Genomic DNA, 16,186 nt, shown 5'->3' on the forward strand with positions numbered 1-16,186 from the left:
CAGATTATTGCTTCGTGGGGGCAGCCCAGAAGGTATCCGTCTGAATTCCGCCGCTATGGGTCATAGTCTGTGATACAGACGAATTGGTAAGGAGAGAGGGCTCAGTCCCAAGAATAACTTCATTATATGGTGTCGTCTCTGCGGAACACGCTGAATTTCCATATGAAGTGTACAGGGAAGTTTGCGTAGAGCTACCGTAATCCTCTGTTAATGATGCTATCCTTACATTGCTGCATCCCCCCCCGGAAGCGGGGCTTCCGCTAAAAATAAAGGCCGCGTTGAAAAGCATTCGCCCTTCAACCTGCCCCATATACGCAGAAACGCTTCCTGATGGGTCCACCGTTAATATTGACGCGCCGTAAGCCGGAGATCCTGATGTCAAACCCTCCTGGCCAAAAGTGCGTAGCGAGTTGACCGTAACCACAACGCCGGAAGCCGCTACTTCCAGGCAATTTACGGTGCTGTCACACGACAGTTTCCCAACCTGCACCCCTGTTGCTACGCCACTGGCGATGCTGTTCGTTCCTGTGTAAAAATAAATCCCTGCGGCAGAGGGTAGAACAAATATGTTATCCAGAAACGGGCTGTCCACACGGCCGAGTTTCACGGTATGGCTGCTTGCCTCCTGATAGGACATAACCGCATTCGCGCCGGACCAGTATGGCCATGCGTGAATGTTGTTGATGCGTGAGACATCCTCATCCGCATCAATATTCACCGCATAGTCGAAAAACTGTCCATACAGCCCTTCGATGATGGTGCGGCCGCCATTGACGGAACTGATGCCTTCATAGACGCCATCCATGAACAGGTTTTCAAGGCGCGTGTATCCCTCGACATTGGACAGATAGACAACAGGAGGGTATGCGGCGGGCGTCCATGACGTTGCGCCGGATGCAGGCACGATCTGGCCCGGTTGCCAGAATGCGATATCGCGTATCTGCGCGCCGCGTGACTGGATATCGTGGACATACACAGGGCTGCTTGTCGTCTCATCAATATCGAACCATGTCCCGGTTGCCGAACTGATTGGACTGGAAGAATAATTTTCCATCCACCCGGAGCCCTGAAGTATGACAGGACACCCAATATTGATCTGGCTATCGATTACATAATGGCGTGGAAGCAGCCGCACCCTGCCACCGCCCGTTGCGCAGACGGCTGTGACAGCCTTCTGGATCCACGGCGCGTCATCAGTGCCATTGTTCCCTGCTCCCTTGAGGTAATCCGGCACGACCTCATAGAGGGTGGACAGATATCCGGAAATATTGAAGTTCCCAACGGCATCCATAACGCCAAGCTGCGTTCCAGTGCTGCTCAGAAAAGGCAGGGACGTGCCGGATTGTGTGATTTTGATAGCACCCACGGATGCATCCGTGAGAGTCTGTGCCGCTGTCGTGCCCCCGGTAATCGTGGGAGCATTCAGTGCCTGGTTGCTGGACGTTCCGCCACTGATCGCTGGTGTCGTCAGTGTCTGGTTGATGGATGTATCGCCTGACTTGTTGAGCTTGAGCCCCTCTATTGCTGTCGCTCGTGAAATTTCTTCCCCAAGCGCGGCACTGACTGATGCTCCATTGTAGAGCAGCGCAGCCTGCCAGTCCTGCAGTGACGGGACATAATTCTGCGTCCACCGGGCCGGAGAGACCGGTTCGCGGGCCTGCGCGACCATAGGTAGTAGCAGGACCACTGCCATCGCAATGCGTTTCATTGTTCGGTCTCTCCTTCGCCAGGGTCGTCACCCAGGGCGATTGCGGCATGGTATGGCCTGCGCCACCCGACAGGTGTTGCCCCGATGGACAGAATGCCGATGCGGCTGTCGGGCGTGGCCGCAGGGATGTACTGGCTGTCGCGATTTGCAATATCGCGCGGCATGAGGCCAGCGGCAGGAACGCCATTGAGCGTATCCGCAGGGGTCAGGTAAGCTGGCGCAGGGCTGGGCATAGCGCTATTGCCGACGATGAAACCGCCGGGGAATGTCTCGTTAACCTGCCGGATCGGATGCCATTCGTCGCGCAGCGCGGGCATTCCTCGCACCCTGATCCAATCTGGCACGTATTCGGCACTCTGCTGCTCAAGCACCTGATCGGCCTGCATGGCCTGCTGCAATGCCGCTGCTGCCATGCTGCGCATCTGGGCTGCTATCTCGCCACTTCCGGTTACGGCAATGGCGATTTCCGCCGCCAGCGCCCACGTGAATGCCTCGCGGAACTGCTGGCGCCAGTTGTCGATTGGCTGGGCGTTGGAGACGTACTGCACCTGCACGCTCGCATGATTGGTGCGGATGACGGGCCCGGTCGTATCCGTTCCGGCCGTCCCTACCCCTTCGCCAAACGGCAGACCGGTGCGGAATAGCGCATGTTGCGCCTCGCGGTCCATCGGGGGGCGGCGCGGTGCTATCGCGGGCAGCATCTTGTGCACCGTCACGCAGTCGGCTGGCCGCTGGAACTCGAACTGCCATTGCGGATCCGTGCTGGCCGCGCCGGTTCCGGTGGCAGTGACGCGACAGAAGCGCCACTGATAGGCCGAGAACAGCGTATCAAGGCACATCTGCCAGAATGCACCGCAGGCGGTTGCCTCAGCCGATCCATCCGTCAGGGACGTGATCGTGCTGCGCGTTCCCGCCCGCAACAGTGCCGCGTTGCACAGGTCGATCTGCGTGGTCACAGGCTGCGCCTTACTGGCCCTGCTTGTCGATCATCGCAGCGATGAAGCGGGGATCGGACGCGCTGATGCGCTGGCCGACCTGCTTCTGGTATTCTGCCATCTTCTTTTCGGCAGCCGCATCCAGCGGTTCCAGGTTGGAACTGGGGTTGCCGTCATACGCAATGATGGCCCCTGCTTCCTCGACCTTGCCGCCGATGTAGCTACGGATAAGAACCTTGTATTTCGCCATGGTGCGCCTCACGCCACGTAGTTGCGGGGATACGGGACGTTCGCGGGAACATCCAGGTTGATGCCGGCCGTGACTGTGCCCGCGTCAAGCGCTACGGACGCCGTGTAGGTCAGCCGCATGTAGCGGTACAGCGTGTTGGAGAACGCTGGCTTGGCACGCACGAGAAACGGCGTACGCTGGGTCAGCCCCGTCAGGTCGATGCTGGGGAACTCCTCAAGCGTGTCCCAGTCCACCCCGTCCTGCGAAATCTGTACGGCCACGTCCATCGTGGGTTCGGCGGGCGCTGCAATCGTGACCGTGGGCGCGGATGTGTATCCCGAACCACCGGCGGTGACCGTAATTCCGGTGACAACGCCGTTTTCCACCGTGGCCGTCGCTGTGGCCCCCGTCCCGCCGCCACCGGACAGGGTGACCGCTGGGGCGGTGGCATATCCCGAACCACCACTCGAAACGGCAATGGCGGTCACGGCTCCGGCGGTCTCGGTCGCGGTGGCAGTCGCTCCCGCGCTGTCCGCCACCGGCAGCGTGCCGCATTCGGCAAACACCTTGAACGGCCCAGTCGGGCCGAAATCGCGGTTCTGCGAGAAGTCGATAATGTTGGTCGAGGGCGTGGCGACACCTGCCGCAAGGGCGGTCAGGTCCTGCGCGTTGCTGAACAGCAGCAGTCCGTCAATAATCATCTGGGCGGTTTCCTTACTGGACCGTTTCTTCGGTGTTCAGGATCTGGTCGCAGGTGCGGATGGGGATGCCACGGAAGGCCGTGACCGGCTTGCCGTCCCATTCCAGCATCTGCAGCAGCACGTTGGTCTTGTTGAGCGCCTGCAGGTCCAGCGCCGTGCCGAGCGTTCGGTTGACGTAGATGGCCGGACGCCCCCATGACAGCGGCTGTCCGCCCGTCGCCTGCGTGGCCGTCTGCACGTTGGTGACGCCGCGCGGCATGGTGGGGATCTTGTGCACGGCGGCCACCAGCATCGAAATCAGGTTGGCCGCGCTGTCGCCGGTCAGGCTATCCACGTCGATGTTGGCGATGCGGACCACGTAACGCCAGTCACGCACGGTCAGGCCGCAATCCCATTTGTAGTGGGACTGGTATGCCTGATACGGGTTGCCGTTGGCGTCCAGAACCGGCGCATCGGTCGTCACGTCATTGCGCTGCAGTCCGGCAATGCGCCCCTTGGGGAAAATGCCAAACGCTGTGGTCGGGCCCCAGCAGGTCAGCCACATCGAGGTGTTGCTGGTTCCCCGTCCACCCGCGTCAATCACATTGACGGCGTTTGCGGCCTTTTCCGCGTCCACCGTGCTGTAGCGCGGCGCAAGCCCGGTGAAGGCCGGCAGGTCGCTCTGCTCGGTGCCGTAGAACAGCGTGCCCGCCATCTGCTGGTTCATGCCCTCGATGAAGGCCATGTCCTCAGACAGGCGGAAGGCGGCCACGTCACCCTCAAGGTTCGCCAGATCCTTATCGACCAGCGAGTAGGTTTCCAGCATACCGCAGCTATCAGTGATCTGCGCGGTCGTGCTCTTGGCGCGCGGCACACCGTAGTTGAGCATACGCCATGTGGCGGCCGGCAGGCCTGTGCGCACGGTCGTCTTGTTGCCCGTGGCGAGGTTGCCCTCCTTCCACAGCATGTCATCAAGGATTTCGTTGGTCTGGGACAGCAGGTTCACGATATCCGCGATCTCGCCGTCCTCGCGCCGCGCGGCCCAGTCGGCCAGCGTCAGGCAGGTGGTGCTGGAAATGGTTGCCACCGGTTATGCTCCTGCTTTTGCCGACTGGCCGTAAAGGCGCTGGGCAATGTCATCAAAACTGCTGCCACTGCGCTTTTCCGGCGCGGGCTTTCCTTTGTCGGGCGGTTCGGCCAGGCCCATCGCCTTGCCGATCTGCACGAAGGCACGGATGACGGTGGGGTTGTTGCCCGCGCCCGTCTCGGTCAGCGCCTGCACAAGATCCTTGCCGCCATAGGACTGGATCACGCGATCGGCCGCTGCCTTGGCTTCCGGGTTCAGGCCGGTGCCATCGGACAGCGTGCGGTCGGACAGGACTTCCTGCCGCCACTTCATCGCCTGTTCGTGCTGGGCCTGACCGGCCTGTTCAAGCTGCTGCTGGACGAACTGCAGGCCATGCTGCGTGATGGCGCTGAACTGCTCCTGCGTCAGCCCGGCTTCACGTGCTGCGGCCTCGTAGTCGCCCATCGCCTTTTCATCGACGCTGAAACCCTCGGGCGGCGTGAATTCGTATTTCTCCGGGACAGCATGCTTTTCAGGCGGCTTTTCCTGTTCGCCGCTTTCCGGCGCGCCCTCACTGTTCGGGGCTGCACCTTCGGTCGCCGCTGCGCCGGCAGGAGGCTGCGCCTCGGTCGTCGTACTTTCCGCGCCGCCACCCAGAATGGTATCGGTTGCGCCACCAGTAGGGGCATCAGCAGGCGCAGCAGCGCTTGTGGGTTCATCACTCATCCGCGTTCAGGCTCTCCATGAGGATCTTGCTCAGGATGCCTTCACCTGCGTTTGTTAGTACCGTGTGCAGCTTGATGCCGATATCGCGCTGGCCTTCGCGAAATGCCGTTGCCATCGGGTCGCCCGGCACGAATGAGCCGCCCATGAACTGCGTCTCGTTCAGGATACGCAGCAGCACGCGCCGGCCGCGCGGGTCGGATGCCACCCATGCAAGGTCAAACTGGTCAGTCGCGGCCCGGGCCTTGCGCCGCGTGCGCCGTTCGCGAACCTGTTCGGGATCGTGTGGGTCATACATCAGCCCCCTCCCCCGATGCCGGACATGATCGCCTGCAATGCGTTCTGGCCACCGCCCACGTCCGTGTCGGACAGGTTCTTCGCACCTGCCGCCATCTGCTGGGCCTGTTCGGCTGCGGCCTGCTGCTGCTGGGCATATTCGCGCTGCTGGCGCATCTGGGCCACGGCCTGCGGGTCACGCATGATCGCCTGATTGATGCTGAGCAGGTTGCCGTAGATGTCTACCGCCTGATCAAGATCCACGTTGTCCATCACACTCGGGTCCGCGCTGACCAGTCCGCCACAGAAGCGCACGAACTGTTCAATGCCCGTGGTCTCGGTCGCGCGCTGGGCCTGCGCCAGCACCGAGATGTAATTGACCTTGAGCGGCCCGGTGCCCATCTGCTGCGGTCGCACGGGCAACAGCCCGCCACGCTCCATGATGCCCAGCGTCACGTTGATGATCGGGTTCAGGGCCTCGTTGTGGAACCGCTCCAGCACCGGGCCGAGGGCCAGCAGCTTTTCCTGCTGGCGCACGTTGATCTCGGCCGCCGTGGGTGGCTGTGCCTGATCCATCTGGCTGACCATCAGGATCAGGTCATTCTTCAACGTGACGCGGATGGCCTCCTGAAATGCCTGGATGCGCTCGACCAGCGGCGCGATGTTGGGGCTGGTCTGGTACACCGGTCGCAGGCCAGCGCCATTTCCCATGGCGTTCAGCCCGGGAATGAAGTTGATACCGTTGGGGATAAGGCTGACCAGCCCGTTCTGCATCGCGGCATCGGCCTGCATCGGGGGGCGTGCGAACTTGTCCACCACTTCCGCGCATCGAAGCTGGGCAAGCTGCAGCGATTTCACATCGCCCAGCGCGTCCTCGGCAGGACCATGGCCATACGCGTCGTTGGATACGGCATGCCAGCGCGGGCAGATGAACGGCTTGTCGGGATAGCCCTCGACGCGCAGCACCGGTACGCTGGGATTGCCGTATTCGTAATACACACCGATATAGGGCGCGCCCCGCCAGCCGATCGCGCCGGGAACGCGGTCGAGGTTGGGCATTATGGCATGCACGACCGGGATTTCGCGTGTCAGCATGCGGCTGTCATACAGGCCCTGCACCGTGGGAGAGCAGTTCTCGTATCCGAACTTGCTGACCACCTGCCTGACGTTCTGCACATACTCGCGCACAAGCGTGTCGATCTCCATCCGCGCGTTCTGCATGATGAAGTATTCGCCAGCCGTGAGCGGGTAGAACCGCACCACATCCTCGTAATCCTGCTGGATGATGACAGCGCCCGTGCCGAAGCCTGCTATTTCCTCGTAAAGCTGGGCCATGGCGTTGTAGAAATTTCCGGTGGCGAACACGCGCTGCAGCCGCTTCTGTACGATGGCCAGCCACAGCTTTACGTCCGGGTCATCATTCAACTGGTCATTGTTGGTGGAAAGCTGGAACCAGTCACGCGCCGGGCTGGTGATGCCGGCCATCAGGAACGCTGCCAGATCCCCCACGCACTTGGTGGCCGTGCGGTCCACTATCTGCGTGCCCTTGGGCAGGCCGCGTGATCCCTGGTTGGGAAGCAGGTTGTTATACCGCCCCCGCGTGGGCATGATGTACCAAGTAATCTCACGCCATGTTTCCCGCCACGATGAGCGGTCCATGCGCATGAGAACGATCAGGCGGTCTATCTCATCACGGGTTTTCTGCTCGGGACTGGTATCGTCAGACGGTGCCGCGCGCGCCATGTCAGCCACCTAGCAATGTCTTGGGGGCGTTGGTGGCGGTCTGGCTCAGGCCGGAGGGCCCGGTCAGCATGGTTGACCCCATACCGCCCGCCATGCGCGCGGCCTGCGTGGTCGAGTTCTGCAGCCCTTGGACAGTATTGTTCACCGTCTGGCCCGCCATCGGTGCGGGCGTCGGGGTTACCACCTTCGGAGATTTGAAAATGCCCATGACAGCCCTGTGCGGGCCGTTTGTTAGTACCGTGTGGTATCAGGCGTATGGATCGTAGTCGCCCTGCACCGATGACCTGAAACCACCCTTCTCCAGATAGTTCGGCATGACCATCTCGATGCTGGGCAGCATCACGACCAGGTAGCGCGTGGCATCCATGAGATGGTCGTTCTTCTTGACGATCTTACCATGGTCATCGCGCCGGTAGATGCGATATTCAGCCAGCCATGACTGCTGCGTGCTGAACACCTTGAGCCGACCGGACGACATTCGGTCCAGCACTTCCATGATCCCGGCTTCCACACCGTTCTTCGCCGGGACCAATGTCAGTCCAAGGTCGATATAGTTCTGAAAAATCTGCTGACCATCCTTCTGGCCACGCCCGCGTGATGCCGGGTCTATGGTGCCATTCATCCACGCACCACGCGCCTTGATGGCCTCGGCATGCACGGCAGGCTCTGCCTGCCCGCGGTAATGTTCGCTGTAGAGGTATAGGGTATCACTGTCCCGATCATGCGCACCCCATATGGCTGCCGTCCGGTTCCAACCTACATCCAGTGCATAGGCGCGCGGCCAGAACGTGGGGATATCGAACGGAGCGCATACGATGTCGCTTTCCGGAACTGGATAGATGGCACCTGACCCGAGTTGTGGCACTCCCTTGGACCGCGCATCGCGCTGATACGGTGGCAGATCGCGCAGCAGGTCCGCCTTCTGTTCCGCACTCAGATGCGGCACGTCATCCCACGTGCAGGTGCCTACCCAACGGCTCAATCTTCACTCTCCGGCATCTTGCCATCCTCAAGGAACGACATGACCACATCAGACATGCCTTCCAACGGTGTAAAGGTCATGATCACCATGCCATCCGTGGTCATGGTCCGGATCAGGGCCTCGGTATAGACATCCATCGGCGGTTCTTCATCGAGCCACACAAGATCCTGTTCGGTACCCTCAAAACTTCCGCGCCCCTGCTGGTACGCCTTCATGCCCAGCACGGACCATCCGCCTGACTGGTGCCGGACCTGGATGGTATCGGCAAGATCGGCAACGCCCTGTTTCCACGTCACGCTGCCTATGTCATCGCCCGGCACCAATCCGGTCCCACTGAACTGCTTGGACTGCCCATTGCGCGACACACTTCCGAACAGCTTGGCCTGAATAATGTCGCGCGTCGTCTCGTTGGTCTTGCCCGCCGCCCACGCACGTATGGGGCGGTCAAACCGCCTGCCCTCCCACCAGTGCGGGTAACGTCCGGTCAGGTGTAGGGCAGTTTCATAGCCGCCCATCCCTTCCGTCTTGCCAACACGGTTGGCGGCCAGCATCAGCCGCTCGCGGTCCTTGAGCCCTGCACGGAAAAAGGCCATATGCTTCGGGTAGAGTTCCCGCCGCAATGGCCCATGATCCGGATAATAGGTAAACAGCTTGCGGCGCGACTGGCGATACCGCTTCTCCTCAAGGATCGCCAGCATCTCACGCTTTTCGTCCGCGCTGAGCAGGTCAAGATTGATCGCCACCACCCGCCTGCGCCATCAGCGCCTTGAGGCGCTTATCAAGCTGGTCATCCGGAACATCCGTCATGGCGACCTCACCAGAATGCTCAAGGTTGATTTTGTCACCATACTGTTTGGGCAGCAGTTTGGACAGGATCCATTTGCGCGCATCCACACGAACGCGGGCGGCTGACGCACTGTCGCTGTCGCGTGCCGTATCTGCAATCTCGATGATCTCATCCGCGTGTTTCTCAAGGCCACGTTCGCGCGCGCGCGCGTATCTCGCTGCAAAGCCATCGTGGTCAGTCTGGACCCAATGCCTCACCGCGCCTTGAGAAGGCATGCCTTCCAACGCACAGATTGCAGACAGACCTTCACCGTCTTCCAGACGCTCAAGGATTTCCTCAGCAATCTCCGGCGTATAAAGGCGATGCTTCGGCGCCATGACAGATCACCCCATCCCCACACGCTTGACCGCAGCCATATGTCCGATCCTGACGATCCGCTCGCGCATCTGCCCCACATTGGTGGCGATCTGCATGAACATCGGATCGCTGCGATGCATGGCCAGTTCCGCCGCTGCTTCCTCGGCATGCCGCAACCCGGCTACCATCTTCTCGTATGCGTCGTTCTCGCTATTGGTAACGCTGCGCCTCATCCCTGCTTCCTCACTGAAACGTAATACCCACATTCCCGCTCATTGCGGATTTCCACACGCCCCCGGCCATCCATGCCGATCATGCAGATGACCCCGCGCAATTTGCTGATCTTCTCGCGGATCACGCGGCCCGGATCGTCCGGCTCATCATCCGGGTCAGGCCACACCGCCTGCGTGATTGCATCCTGAGACTGGATCACTCCCTCCCGCCGCATCAGCTTTTCCATGATGCGGAACGGCACCCGCGCCAGCAGGACTTCACCACGCGGGCCGGACAGCACATGGCGACCAAGATCGAGCGAAAGTTTGCCGACATGGTAGATTTCGTCCTGCATTACTGACATGCCTGCGCTCCGAACAATATCTGGAAATGGCCACCTGCATTATTCTGTTCGTTCAACAGGTCAGCTTAAATAAACTTCTGCAGGCTGATTTTATTATATGGATACAGAAGTTGGTACGATTTTCTTCTTACCATGCCTCTGATCGCTCACCCGCACTCACATCACGGAACCACGTTGTGGGACCATCAAACAGCATGTCCACAATGCCTGTACGGCCACCCCGGTTTTTCAGCACGATGATCTCGGCTTTCCCGCGTGAGCGATCTAGCGCGTCACGAAACGCAACCCGGCGTTTTTCGTACACCGCATCCGTCTCGTTCGTGTTGCGCACCGGTTGCCCATCCGAGCCCATCCGCGTTTGCAGGACGTGTTCCTCACGGTAGAGCGCCATAACGCACCGGGCATCCTGTTCAATGGCGCCGGAATCCCGCAGATCGGACAGGACAGGCCGCCTGTCCTCCCTGTTTTCGGACTGTCGGTTGAGCTGTGACAAAGCGATAACGGGCACCTTCAGTTCCCGCGCCATGCGGGCGAGGTCTCCGCTGATCTCGGTCATTTCCAGCGTGCGATTGCCAGACCGGCGCGCCACCGTGGAACCGCGCAACAGACCCATGTAATCCACCACGATGAACTTCAACCCCCGCTTTGAACGCTTCAACTGCCGCGCACGGGCAAGCAACTGGGCCACGGTGATGCCTTCCCGGTCATCAATCGAAAGCGGAATGTCCTTTAACGCCATGGAGGCCTCAACCATCCGGCTCATGTCATGCTGACTGATCCGCTCCGGCGTTGCCACCCGGTCGTTCATGCCGGTCAGCACCATATCCAGCGGCATGCGGACCCTGGCCGCGATGACACGCCCCATCAACTCCTCGGCTGACATCTCGCCCGACCAGAAAAGACCCCGCCCGTTCAGTTGGGCCATCCGCACCGCCAGCGACAGCGCAAGCCCTGATTTGCCAATGCCGGGCCGAGCGGCAACAACATACATCGCGCCCGGACGAAAGCCGCGAATCCGGTTGTTCAGTTCCGCAAAGCCGGTATCCAGCCCGGACAGGAACTGTCCCGCCTGCCAATGGCTGTTCGTTTCTTCCATCAATGCCTGCCCGGCTGCAAACGCCGTGACGGTCGGCCTGCTGGCGTCAGTGCCCTTGGACAGGGCTTCCAGATGTTCCAATGCCTCGGTCAGGATGTCATCGGCCGTAGCTTCGGAATTGGCAGCCCGTGCCCGCATTTCGTCGGCATAGGACTGGATCGACCGCTTGACCCAGCAGGCGGCGACCGAACGCGCAGCCTCGCGGGCCATCCGCACGTCACCAGCGGAGAGGATACGAGGCAGGTTTTTCGCCTGCCACTCCGCACCCAGATATTCGTTCGACCGGATTTGCGGCGCGATGGTAACCGGCGAGACCTGCCGACCAGCCTTGATTTCACCCTGCACCAACCGGAACATCTCGGCCATGTCGGTGTGAAAGAAATGCTCCGGCTTCACCACGTCCGCCACGCTGTCATAGGCCGCGTTGTTCAGCAGGATTGACCCGATCACACAGGCTTCCGCCAGGGCGTTGGTCGGGGTTTCCTGCACCTTCGGCTCGAAATGCAGCACCTCAGCCATCGACCAGCGCCTTCAACGGGAAATGCTCCGGTCGGGGTGACAGGCCCTCGTAGCCATTTTTCGCCCATTGCCGGGCCGCGTCGTCGTAGGCTGCCCTGTCGTATTTCACCTCATCCGCCGCCGGTTCGGAAAGCACGCCATCATCCGCCCAGCGCTCGTTGTTGAGCCAGGTTGCGGGATGGGGGATGTAAGTCGGATCGGCCGACCACGGCGTTGCGGCGATGGCAGCCAGCAGCGTTTCGAGGCTGGTGCTGCCAAGGGCTTTGGCAAATGCCCGGCGCGCCTTGGGCTTGCCACCTTCCGCGGATAGGCTGCCCAGAACTGCTCGAATGCAGCCTCGTCCGGCTGGGGTTTGCTGGCATGGCGGGTTTTGGGTTTGGGGGCGGATGGCCGTTCAGCCTCGTCGAAAAATTCGTCCCCTGGCAAGGGGACTATAGGGGTATTTCTAGCTTCTAGCTTCTTGAGTTTATCCCCCGGCTTATCCTGACCCTTAACCGGGGGGTTAACCCCCTCCCCGTCATTTTCGGCATCATTATGGACCAGTGCGGGATTACCCCCCTTACGCCCATGTTCAGCCGAAATGTCAGAGTTTTCCTTGTCCCGCACCATGCGACGGGAGAAAATGAAGCCATCTTCATCGACGCTGAACACGCCATTTTCTTCGAGTTCGGCAAGCAGTTTTCTGACTTCCCGATCGCTTCCGTTTGTCAGTCCTGCAAGCTGTTTTTCACTGACTTTCCTACCGGAAATCTCGAAAAAACCGATGCGATCCGCAGCGTGCATGATGGCCAGCATCTCCATCCACAGGCCACGCGCGGCGTAGGAACACGACTTCAGGGCAAGATCATTCTGCCAGTCCTTCCACCAGAACTTGGACCAGCCATAACGCTTTTTGCGGGTGGGGCGGCTCATCGCTCATCCTCCGCAAAATCACAGAAATAACCCAGCACCTTGCCGGTCATGGCTGCTTCCTCACGCATCATCTGAAGATCCGGGGCTGATCGCGCCGCTGCGATAAAGGCGCGGGAAAGTTCCTGCCGCGCCATGAACATGCGGGCGAGATCGGCCTTGTGGCCGCCCTGCATGAGCATATCGCGCATGACGGGATCTTCGGGAGAATGGCGGCTATTATGGCCGCGTCGGGGCATGGGAATGACGTTCATGCGTGTATTCCGCGCTGGGCCCGGGAGATGTTGACCGCCCGGGAAACTTTATTGGGGATGATGGCGTCGTGTGCGTGGCCCCTCATCGGCGCGAGCGCCGGTGCCACAACTCGGCCCGCCATTTGGCAATTTCGGCATTGTGAATGTTGATGTGACAGATGGACCGCCAGCGAGCGGCCATCTTCAGGCAAAACCATTCCCAGATCATGCAGCCTCTTTCTTGAGCGCATCGAGACGTGCGCTTAGCAATTCGGCCTCAGCGATATGTCGTCGCTGTTCGGCCTCCAGGTGGGCCGCGAACCGGGCGCGCACGCGCAGCCATTCGCCTGCGGTGACACTCCTGATTTCGCGATAGATACAAGCGCGGACCCGCCGTTCCGTTAGGCCAAGAAGCCGCGCGGTATCGTGGATGGCCGCCTTCAGCCCGCACTTGGTCCTGCGGGCTTTCACGGCTTCCGTAACGATACTGGCGAATTCATTGACTGCGATTTCGGCTGTCATTTTTGCCCCTTGGACAAAATGCTCCACGCGCTTGGACGAAGTACTCCACGCCATTGGACAACTCCTGATGCAGAATTCCGGTTGTCGAGGCCGGAAGCAGCAACAGGACGAAGGAGCGTATGGAGGAAACTGAAAAACGGAACGATGCCGCGACGGGGCTGGATGCCCTGTCGCGCATCGATATGGCCCTGCTGGGACTGGCGCAACTGCGCGCCTAGGCCGGTGCGTATGAGTACGTGCAGGCCGCGAAGCTGTGTACGGCGCTGAGTGCTGCGATCCTGTCGCCCACCCTGCTGCCGGTCACCACCATTCCCATGGCGCCGGTCGTGAGCCAGCCGCTGAACCGGCTGATCCACGGGCTGCAGCATGTCGGGGTGGTTTAGGGAAGGTTGAGCGCAGGACATCAACGGAAACTCATCTGCGCGGGGCAGCCAGCCAGAATGACTCTGCCGCCCCGCTGTGCCACCATGTGGTTGCTCAAGCCCACCATGGAGGAACCTGTGGAAAAACGAATTGCTGACCTCGAAGCTAAGGTCGAAGCACTGATGGCGCGCAAAGAAACATACGACGCCGCCATAGAAATGGAGGTTGAGATTATCAATCGGCTGGTAGACATGGTTGCTTTGCTCATTTTCCATCAACCGCCTTCTGTGAAACGAGATGTGTTGAACGCATGGCGCATGACAGACGAAGCAAAAGGAGCAGAAAAGCCAGAAGAAGAAAAACCAGAATGGTACGATGCTTCTCTTGAGCATGTCCGGAAGACAATTCTGGATGCAGCAGCCCATTCGAAGTTAGCACTTCTGTCAGAGGCAGCGTCACGCGCGTTTTCGCCGCATCGGTTTCTGAGATAAAAATACCCCTGCCGCCTCTGATCGCGTCCGCATTTATTTCGGACCACATTTTGGGACGGCTCACCGCCCACTCTCCCCCTGCACAAGCTGCCCAGTGGCCCGCACAACCGTCACGCCATCGAACAGGTCCGGGCGGAGTTCTTCGCGGGGGATGCCGGTGGCCGCGTGAACACAATCTATCCGCGCCTCTGGTATCTTAGCTCGATACCTCCACCCAATGATGGACGGCGGGGCAATCCCAATGGCTTTCGCCAAAGCAGAGAGGCCGCCCGCTCTTGAAATCGCCTTATCGATTATATCAGTCATAATATTAGCCAATACCGCCTGAAAATCAGGGGATCAAGAAAATAAGTTAGCTAATTTTATTTTTTGGATTTCTGCTACGATATGCTCATCAAGGAGAGTTGGAAAAATGTCGATTGGCAGTCGTATGCGCGAAGCCAGATTAAAGCTTGGATTAGGACAAGCTGCCGTAGCGGCAGAGATAGGTGTCTCCATCCCTACGGTTAGCGAGTGGGAACGAGGGAAGAAATTGCCATCCGAGGATAAGTGGGAATCTATTGCAGCTTTTTTAAGAGCCCCCATGGAAGAAATATTTATTCTTGATGATGAGGAAAAATACAATAAGATAAAATACAGGAAAAAGAAACGAACGCGCCTGTATCCTTCCGATTCTATATCTAATGATTATTCATTCATTGCTAAAATGTTAGCAAATGCATGCGGCATACAACGAGATTTAGAGAATGAGCTTTTTGAAGAGCTTGAAAAAGAATATGGGGATAGCCTCAGCCCCCACATCAAGAAAATTATCAGTTTAATGAAAAACATTCAGGAATTCGGCAAAACCTTTACCGAAGAAGTCGCGATCAACGAAGCTCAAGAGAACGGGGAAGAAGACAAATTTGCATAATTTAACCATTGATTTTTATTAGCCTAATATGTTAGCTAATTCCATCACCTGCTGACGGAGCGGCTGAACCCACGGAAATCCCGTGGCCGATATACCTCCTGACGCTGGTGAGACACTCATTCTGAGTCGGGAGAGGCTTATATGTCAGGACGACACGGACGGATCGAGGGTGCGCGATTTCACTTTCGCCTACCGCCAGACCTCAAGCGGTGGCTTGAGGACCGCGCGGCAGGTCGGGTCCGGACCATGACCACTGAGCTGGTCGATATTCTTGAAAAGACACGCAGCGCCGAAAAGGATCTCACAAGTATTGAGACCCTTGGCAGGAAACAAACCTATCCTGCCGACGCGTCCCTTGCCCTCTGCCATGAAGGAGGTGCGGCATGAGCAACGTCACGATCAATGGGCGGCCGGTATCCATTCTGGAATATCGTGGGCAGCGCGTTATCACCTTCGCCATGGTTGATGCCCTGCACCAGCGGGCCGAGGACACGGCAGGACGTAATTTCCGCGCCAACCGAAAACGCTTCATCGAAGGCACGGATTTCTTCTCCGTTTGCGCCGACGAAATTCGTCGGGACAAAATTATGGAGATTTCCGCCAAAGCGCGCGGCGAAATCATCCTGCTGACCGAAAGCGGTTACCTGATGCTGGTGAAGTCCTTCACGGATGACCTGGCATGGACGGTGCAGCGCGAACTGGTCACCGGCTACTTTCGCGCGCCCCGGCAGCCGGAGCTGCCACGCAATACGCTGGCCACCATGGAACCGACCGAACTGAACGCCCGCATCGGCGCATGTCGGCAGGCTTCCCGCCAGTGGGGCAAGTCAGCCGGGGCGTGGGCATGGATGAAAGCGGGGCTGCCCCGAGACCGCCGCGGGAACTGCTCAGCATGGCCGAGAACGCGGTGCTGGATGCCGTGGACGGCATCAGGCCCGTACCGCCGGTGCAGCGCCGGATCATGATTATCGAGGATATGCAGGGCAGATCGGTCCCTACCCCGTTCCCCTGAGCCGTCCACCCTGAACAAGTAATAAATCCTGATTGGCTACCATTACCAGCCTGACACAAGTATTC

General features: G+C 59.5%; 25 protein-coding genes. 5 read left to right on the forward strand and 20 right to left on the reverse strand.

Features of this window, described 5'->3' with window-relative positions:
- Positions 1–4: 4 nt before the first annotated feature.
- The 19 genes from LDL28_RS04655 to LDL28_RS04745 all read right to left on the reverse strand — a co-directional run bounded on the left by LDL28_RS04655 (position 5) and on the right by LDL28_RS04745 (position 13,342).
- Positions 5–1,708, reverse strand: coding sequence for a hypothetical protein (locus LDL28_RS04655; protein WP_233057430.1), 1,704 nt, complete (start codon positions 1,706–1,708; stop codon positions 5–7).
- Positions 1,705–2,664: a hypothetical protein gene (locus LDL28_RS04660; RefSeq protein WP_233057431.1), complete on the reverse strand. Its 960-nt coding sequence runs from the start codon at positions 2,662–2,664 to the stop codon at positions 1,705–1,707. The genes LDL28_RS04655 and LDL28_RS04660 overlap by 4 nt, the downstream gene beginning before the upstream one ends.
- A gap of 10 nt (positions 2,665–2,674) precedes the next feature.
- Positions 2,675–2,893, reverse strand: a complete 219-nt coding sequence (locus tag LDL28_RS04665) for a hypothetical protein (protein ID WP_233057432.1) — start codon at positions 2,891–2,893, stop codon at positions 2,675–2,677.
- 8 nt (positions 2,894–2,901) lie between these two features.
- Positions 2,902–3,573 (reverse strand): hypothetical protein, encoded by a 672-nt coding sequence (locus tag LDL28_RS04670; RefSeq protein WP_233057433.1) that lies wholly within the window; start codon positions 3,571–3,573, stop codon positions 2,902–2,904.
- Between the two features lie 13 nt (positions 3,574–3,586).
- A complete protein-coding gene (locus LDL28_RS04675) occupies positions 3,587–4,639 on the reverse strand; it encodes a major capsid protein (protein ID WP_233057434.1) in 1,053 nt (350 codons plus the stop codon).
- 3 nt (positions 4,640–4,642) lie between these two features.
- A complete protein-coding gene (locus LDL28_RS04680; RefSeq protein WP_233057435.1) occupies positions 4,643–5,344 on the reverse strand; it encodes a hypothetical protein in 702 nt (233 codons plus the stop codon).
- Positions 5,337–5,639 (reverse strand): hypothetical protein, encoded by a 303-nt coding sequence (locus LDL28_RS04685; RefSeq protein WP_233057436.1) that lies wholly within the window; start codon positions 5,637–5,639, stop codon positions 5,337–5,339. Before LDL28_RS04685 ends, LDL28_RS04680 begins: the two co-directional genes overlap by 8 nt.
- Positions 5,639–7,360 (reverse strand): portal protein, encoded by a 1,722-nt coding sequence (locus LDL28_RS04690; protein WP_233057437.1) that lies wholly within the window; start codon positions 7,358–7,360, stop codon positions 5,639–5,641. The genes LDL28_RS04685 and LDL28_RS04690 overlap by 1 nt, the downstream gene beginning before the upstream one ends.
- Position 7,361: 1 nt before the next feature.
- Positions 7,362–7,505: a hypothetical protein gene (locus LDL28_RS04695; protein ID WP_233057438.1), complete on the reverse strand. Its 144-nt coding sequence runs from the start codon at positions 7,503–7,505 to the stop codon at positions 7,362–7,364.
- Positions 7,506–7,607: 102 nt separating this feature from the next.
- Entirely contained in the window at positions 7,608–8,342 is a 735-nt protein-coding gene (locus LDL28_RS04700) for a hypothetical protein (protein WP_233057439.1), read from the reverse strand.
- Positions 8,339–9,085: a terminase large subunit domain-containing protein gene (locus LDL28_RS04705; RefSeq protein WP_233057440.1), complete on the reverse strand. Its 747-nt coding sequence runs from the start codon at positions 9,083–9,085 to the stop codon at positions 8,339–8,341. Before LDL28_RS04705 ends, LDL28_RS04700 begins: the two co-directional genes overlap by 4 nt.
- Positions 9,069–9,506 (reverse strand): terminase small subunit, encoded by a 438-nt coding sequence (locus tag LDL28_RS04710; protein WP_233057441.1) that lies wholly within the window; start codon positions 9,504–9,506, stop codon positions 9,069–9,071. Before LDL28_RS04710 ends, LDL28_RS04705 begins: the two co-directional genes overlap by 17 nt.
- Before the next feature lie 6 nt (positions 9,507–9,512).
- Positions 9,513–9,719 (reverse strand): hypothetical protein, encoded by a 207-nt coding sequence (locus LDL28_RS04715; RefSeq protein WP_233057442.1) that lies wholly within the window; start codon positions 9,717–9,719, stop codon positions 9,513–9,515.
- Positions 9,716–10,063 (reverse strand): winged helix-turn-helix domain-containing protein, encoded by a 348-nt coding sequence (locus LDL28_RS04720; RefSeq protein ID WP_183479117.1) that lies wholly within the window; start codon positions 10,061–10,063, stop codon positions 9,716–9,718. Before LDL28_RS04720 ends, LDL28_RS04715 begins: the two co-directional genes overlap by 4 nt.
- A 127-nt stretch (positions 10,064–10,190) precedes the next feature.
- Positions 10,191–11,678 carry a DnaB-like helicase C-terminal domain-containing protein gene (locus tag LDL28_RS04725; protein WP_233057443.1) on the reverse strand — a complete coding sequence of 496 codons (1,488 nt, stop codon included), beginning with the start codon at positions 11,676–11,678 and terminating at the stop codon, positions 10,191–10,193.
- Positions 11,671–11,814: a hypothetical protein gene (locus LDL28_RS04730; protein WP_233057444.1), complete on the reverse strand. Its 144-nt coding sequence runs from the start codon at positions 11,812–11,814 to the stop codon at positions 11,671–11,673. Before LDL28_RS04730 ends, LDL28_RS04725 begins: the two co-directional genes overlap by 8 nt.
- The gene (locus LDL28_RS04735) at positions 11,784–12,590 is read right to left on the reverse strand and encodes a hypothetical protein (protein WP_233057445.1); all 807 of its coding nucleotides are present in this window, start codon (positions 12,588–12,590) and stop codon (positions 11,784–11,786) included. The genes LDL28_RS04730 and LDL28_RS04735 overlap by 31 nt, the downstream gene beginning before the upstream one ends.
- On the reverse strand, positions 12,587–12,841 hold the full coding sequence (locus tag LDL28_RS04740; protein ID WP_148299298.1) for a hypothetical protein: 255 nt from the start codon (positions 12,839–12,841) through the stop codon (positions 12,587–12,589). The genes LDL28_RS04735 and LDL28_RS04740 overlap by 4 nt, the downstream gene beginning before the upstream one ends.
- Before the next feature lie 204 nt (positions 12,842–13,045).
- Positions 13,046–13,342 (reverse strand): hypothetical protein, encoded by a 297-nt coding sequence (locus tag LDL28_RS04745; protein ID WP_221228785.1) that lies wholly within the window; start codon positions 13,340–13,342, stop codon positions 13,046–13,048.
- A 236-nt stretch (positions 13,343–13,578) separates the two neighbouring features.
- Here LDL28_RS04745 and LDL28_RS04750 point away from each other — a divergent pair, with 236 nt between their 5' ends.
- The gene (locus tag LDL28_RS04750) at positions 13,579–13,725 is read left to right on the forward strand and encodes a hypothetical protein (RefSeq protein WP_233057446.1); all 147 of its coding nucleotides are present in this window, start codon (positions 13,579–13,581) and stop codon (positions 13,723–13,725) included.
- A gap of 57 nt (positions 13,726–13,782) precedes the next feature.
- Positions 13,783–14,196, forward strand: a complete 414-nt coding sequence (locus LDL28_RS04755) for a hypothetical protein (protein ID WP_233057447.1) — start codon at positions 13,783–13,785, stop codon at positions 14,194–14,196.
- Between the two features lie 60 nt (positions 14,197–14,256).
- Here LDL28_RS04755 and LDL28_RS15700 read toward each other — a convergent pair whose 3' ends face one another.
- Positions 14,257–14,502, reverse strand: a complete 246-nt coding sequence (locus LDL28_RS15700; protein ID WP_370636231.1) for a transcriptional regulator — start codon at positions 14,500–14,502, stop codon at positions 14,257–14,259.
- 106 nt (positions 14,503–14,608) lie between these two features.
- Here LDL28_RS15700 and LDL28_RS04760 point away from each other — a divergent pair, with 106 nt between their 5' ends.
- The 3 genes from LDL28_RS04760 (at position 14,609) to LDL28_RS04770 (ending at position 16,074) form a co-directional block, all read left to right on the forward strand.
- Entirely contained in the window at positions 14,609–15,109 is a 501-nt protein-coding gene (locus tag LDL28_RS04760; protein WP_233057448.1) for a helix-turn-helix transcriptional regulator, read from the forward strand.
- A 246-nt stretch (positions 15,110–15,355) separates the two neighbouring features.
- Complete coding sequence (locus LDL28_RS04765; protein WP_233057449.1) at positions 15,356–15,496, forward strand: hypothetical protein; 141 nt, start codon at positions 15,356–15,358, stop codon at positions 15,494–15,496.
- The gene (locus LDL28_RS04770) at positions 15,493–16,074 is read left to right on the forward strand and encodes an ORF6N domain-containing protein (protein WP_233057450.1); all 582 of its coding nucleotides are present in this window, start codon (positions 15,493–15,495) and stop codon (positions 16,072–16,074) included. Before LDL28_RS04765 ends, LDL28_RS04770 begins: the two co-directional genes overlap by 4 nt.
- The last annotated feature ends 112 nt before the right edge of the window (positions 16,075–16,186 follow it).

Origin of the sequence: Komagataeibacter sp. FNDCR2 (genome assembly GCF_021295395.1) — a bacterium.
GTDB lineage: Bacteria > Pseudomonadota > Alphaproteobacteria > Acetobacterales > Acetobacteraceae > Komagataeibacter.

Bases quoted from the DNA above. Each gene is read 5' to 3' on its own strand.
- LDL28_RS04655 (WP_233057430.1), bottom strand. From the start codon at position 1,708: ATGAAACGCATTGCGATGGCAGTGGTCCTGCTACTACCTATGGTCGCG.
- LDL28_RS04665 (WP_233057432.1), bottom strand. From the start codon at position 2,893: ATGGCGAAATACAAGGTTCTTATCCGTAGCTACATCGGCGGCAAGGTC.
- LDL28_RS04670 (WP_233057433.1), bottom strand. From the start codon at position 3,573: ATGATTATTGACGGACTGCTGCTGTTCAGCAACGCGCAGGACCTGACC.
- LDL28_RS04680 (WP_233057435.1), bottom strand. From the start codon at position 5,344: ATGAGTGATGAACCCACAAGCGCTGCTGCGCCTGCTGATGCCCCTACT.
- LDL28_RS04685 (WP_233057436.1), bottom strand. From the start codon at position 5,639: ATGTATGACCCACACGATCCCGAACAGGTTCGCGAACGGCGCACGCGG.
- LDL28_RS04690 (WP_233057437.1), bottom strand. From the start codon at position 7,360: ATGGCGCGCGCGGCACCGTCTGACGATACCAGTCCCGAGCAGAAAACC.
- LDL28_RS04710 (WP_233057441.1), bottom strand. From the start codon at position 9,506: ATGGCGCCGAAGCATCGCCTTTATACGCCGGAGATTGCTGAGGAAATC.
- LDL28_RS04715 (WP_233057442.1), bottom strand. From the start codon at position 9,719: ATGAGGCGCAGCGTTACCAATAGCGAGAACGACGCATACGAGAAGATG.
- LDL28_RS04720 (WP_183479117.1), bottom strand. From the start codon at position 10,063: ATGTCAGTAATGCAGGACGAAATCTACCATGTCGGCAAACTTTCGCTC.
- LDL28_RS04725 (WP_233057443.1), bottom strand. From the start codon at position 11,678: ATGGCTGAGGTGCTGCATTTCGAGCCGAAGGTGCAGGAAACCCCGACC.
- LDL28_RS04735 (WP_233057445.1), bottom strand. From the start codon at position 12,590: ATGAGCCGCCCCACCCGCAAAAAGCGTTATGGCTGGTCCAAGTTCTGG.
- LDL28_RS04740 (WP_148299298.1), bottom strand. From the start codon at position 12,841: ATGAACGTCATTCCCATGCCCCGACGCGGCCATAATAGCCGCCATTCT.
- LDL28_RS04745 (WP_221228785.1), bottom strand. From the start codon at position 13,342: ATGACAGCCGAAATCGCAGTCAATGAATTCGCCAGTATCGTTACGGAA.
- LDL28_RS04755 (WP_233057447.1), top strand. From the start codon at position 13,783: ATGACTCTGCCGCCCCGCTGTGCCACCATGTGGTTGCTCAAGCCCACC.
- LDL28_RS15700 (WP_370636231.1), bottom strand. From the start codon at position 14,502: ATGACTGATATAATCGATAAGGCGATTTCAAGAGCGGGCGGCCTCTCT.
- LDL28_RS04760 (WP_233057448.1), top strand. From the start codon at position 14,609: ATGTCGATTGGCAGTCGTATGCGCGAAGCCAGATTAAAGCTTGGATTA.
- LDL28_RS04765 (WP_233057449.1), top strand. From the start codon at position 15,356: ATGACCACTGAGCTGGTCGATATTCTTGAAAAGACACGCAGCGCCGAA.
- LDL28_RS04770 (WP_233057450.1), top strand. From the start codon at position 15,493: ATGAGCAACGTCACGATCAATGGGCGGCCGGTATCCATTCTGGAATAT.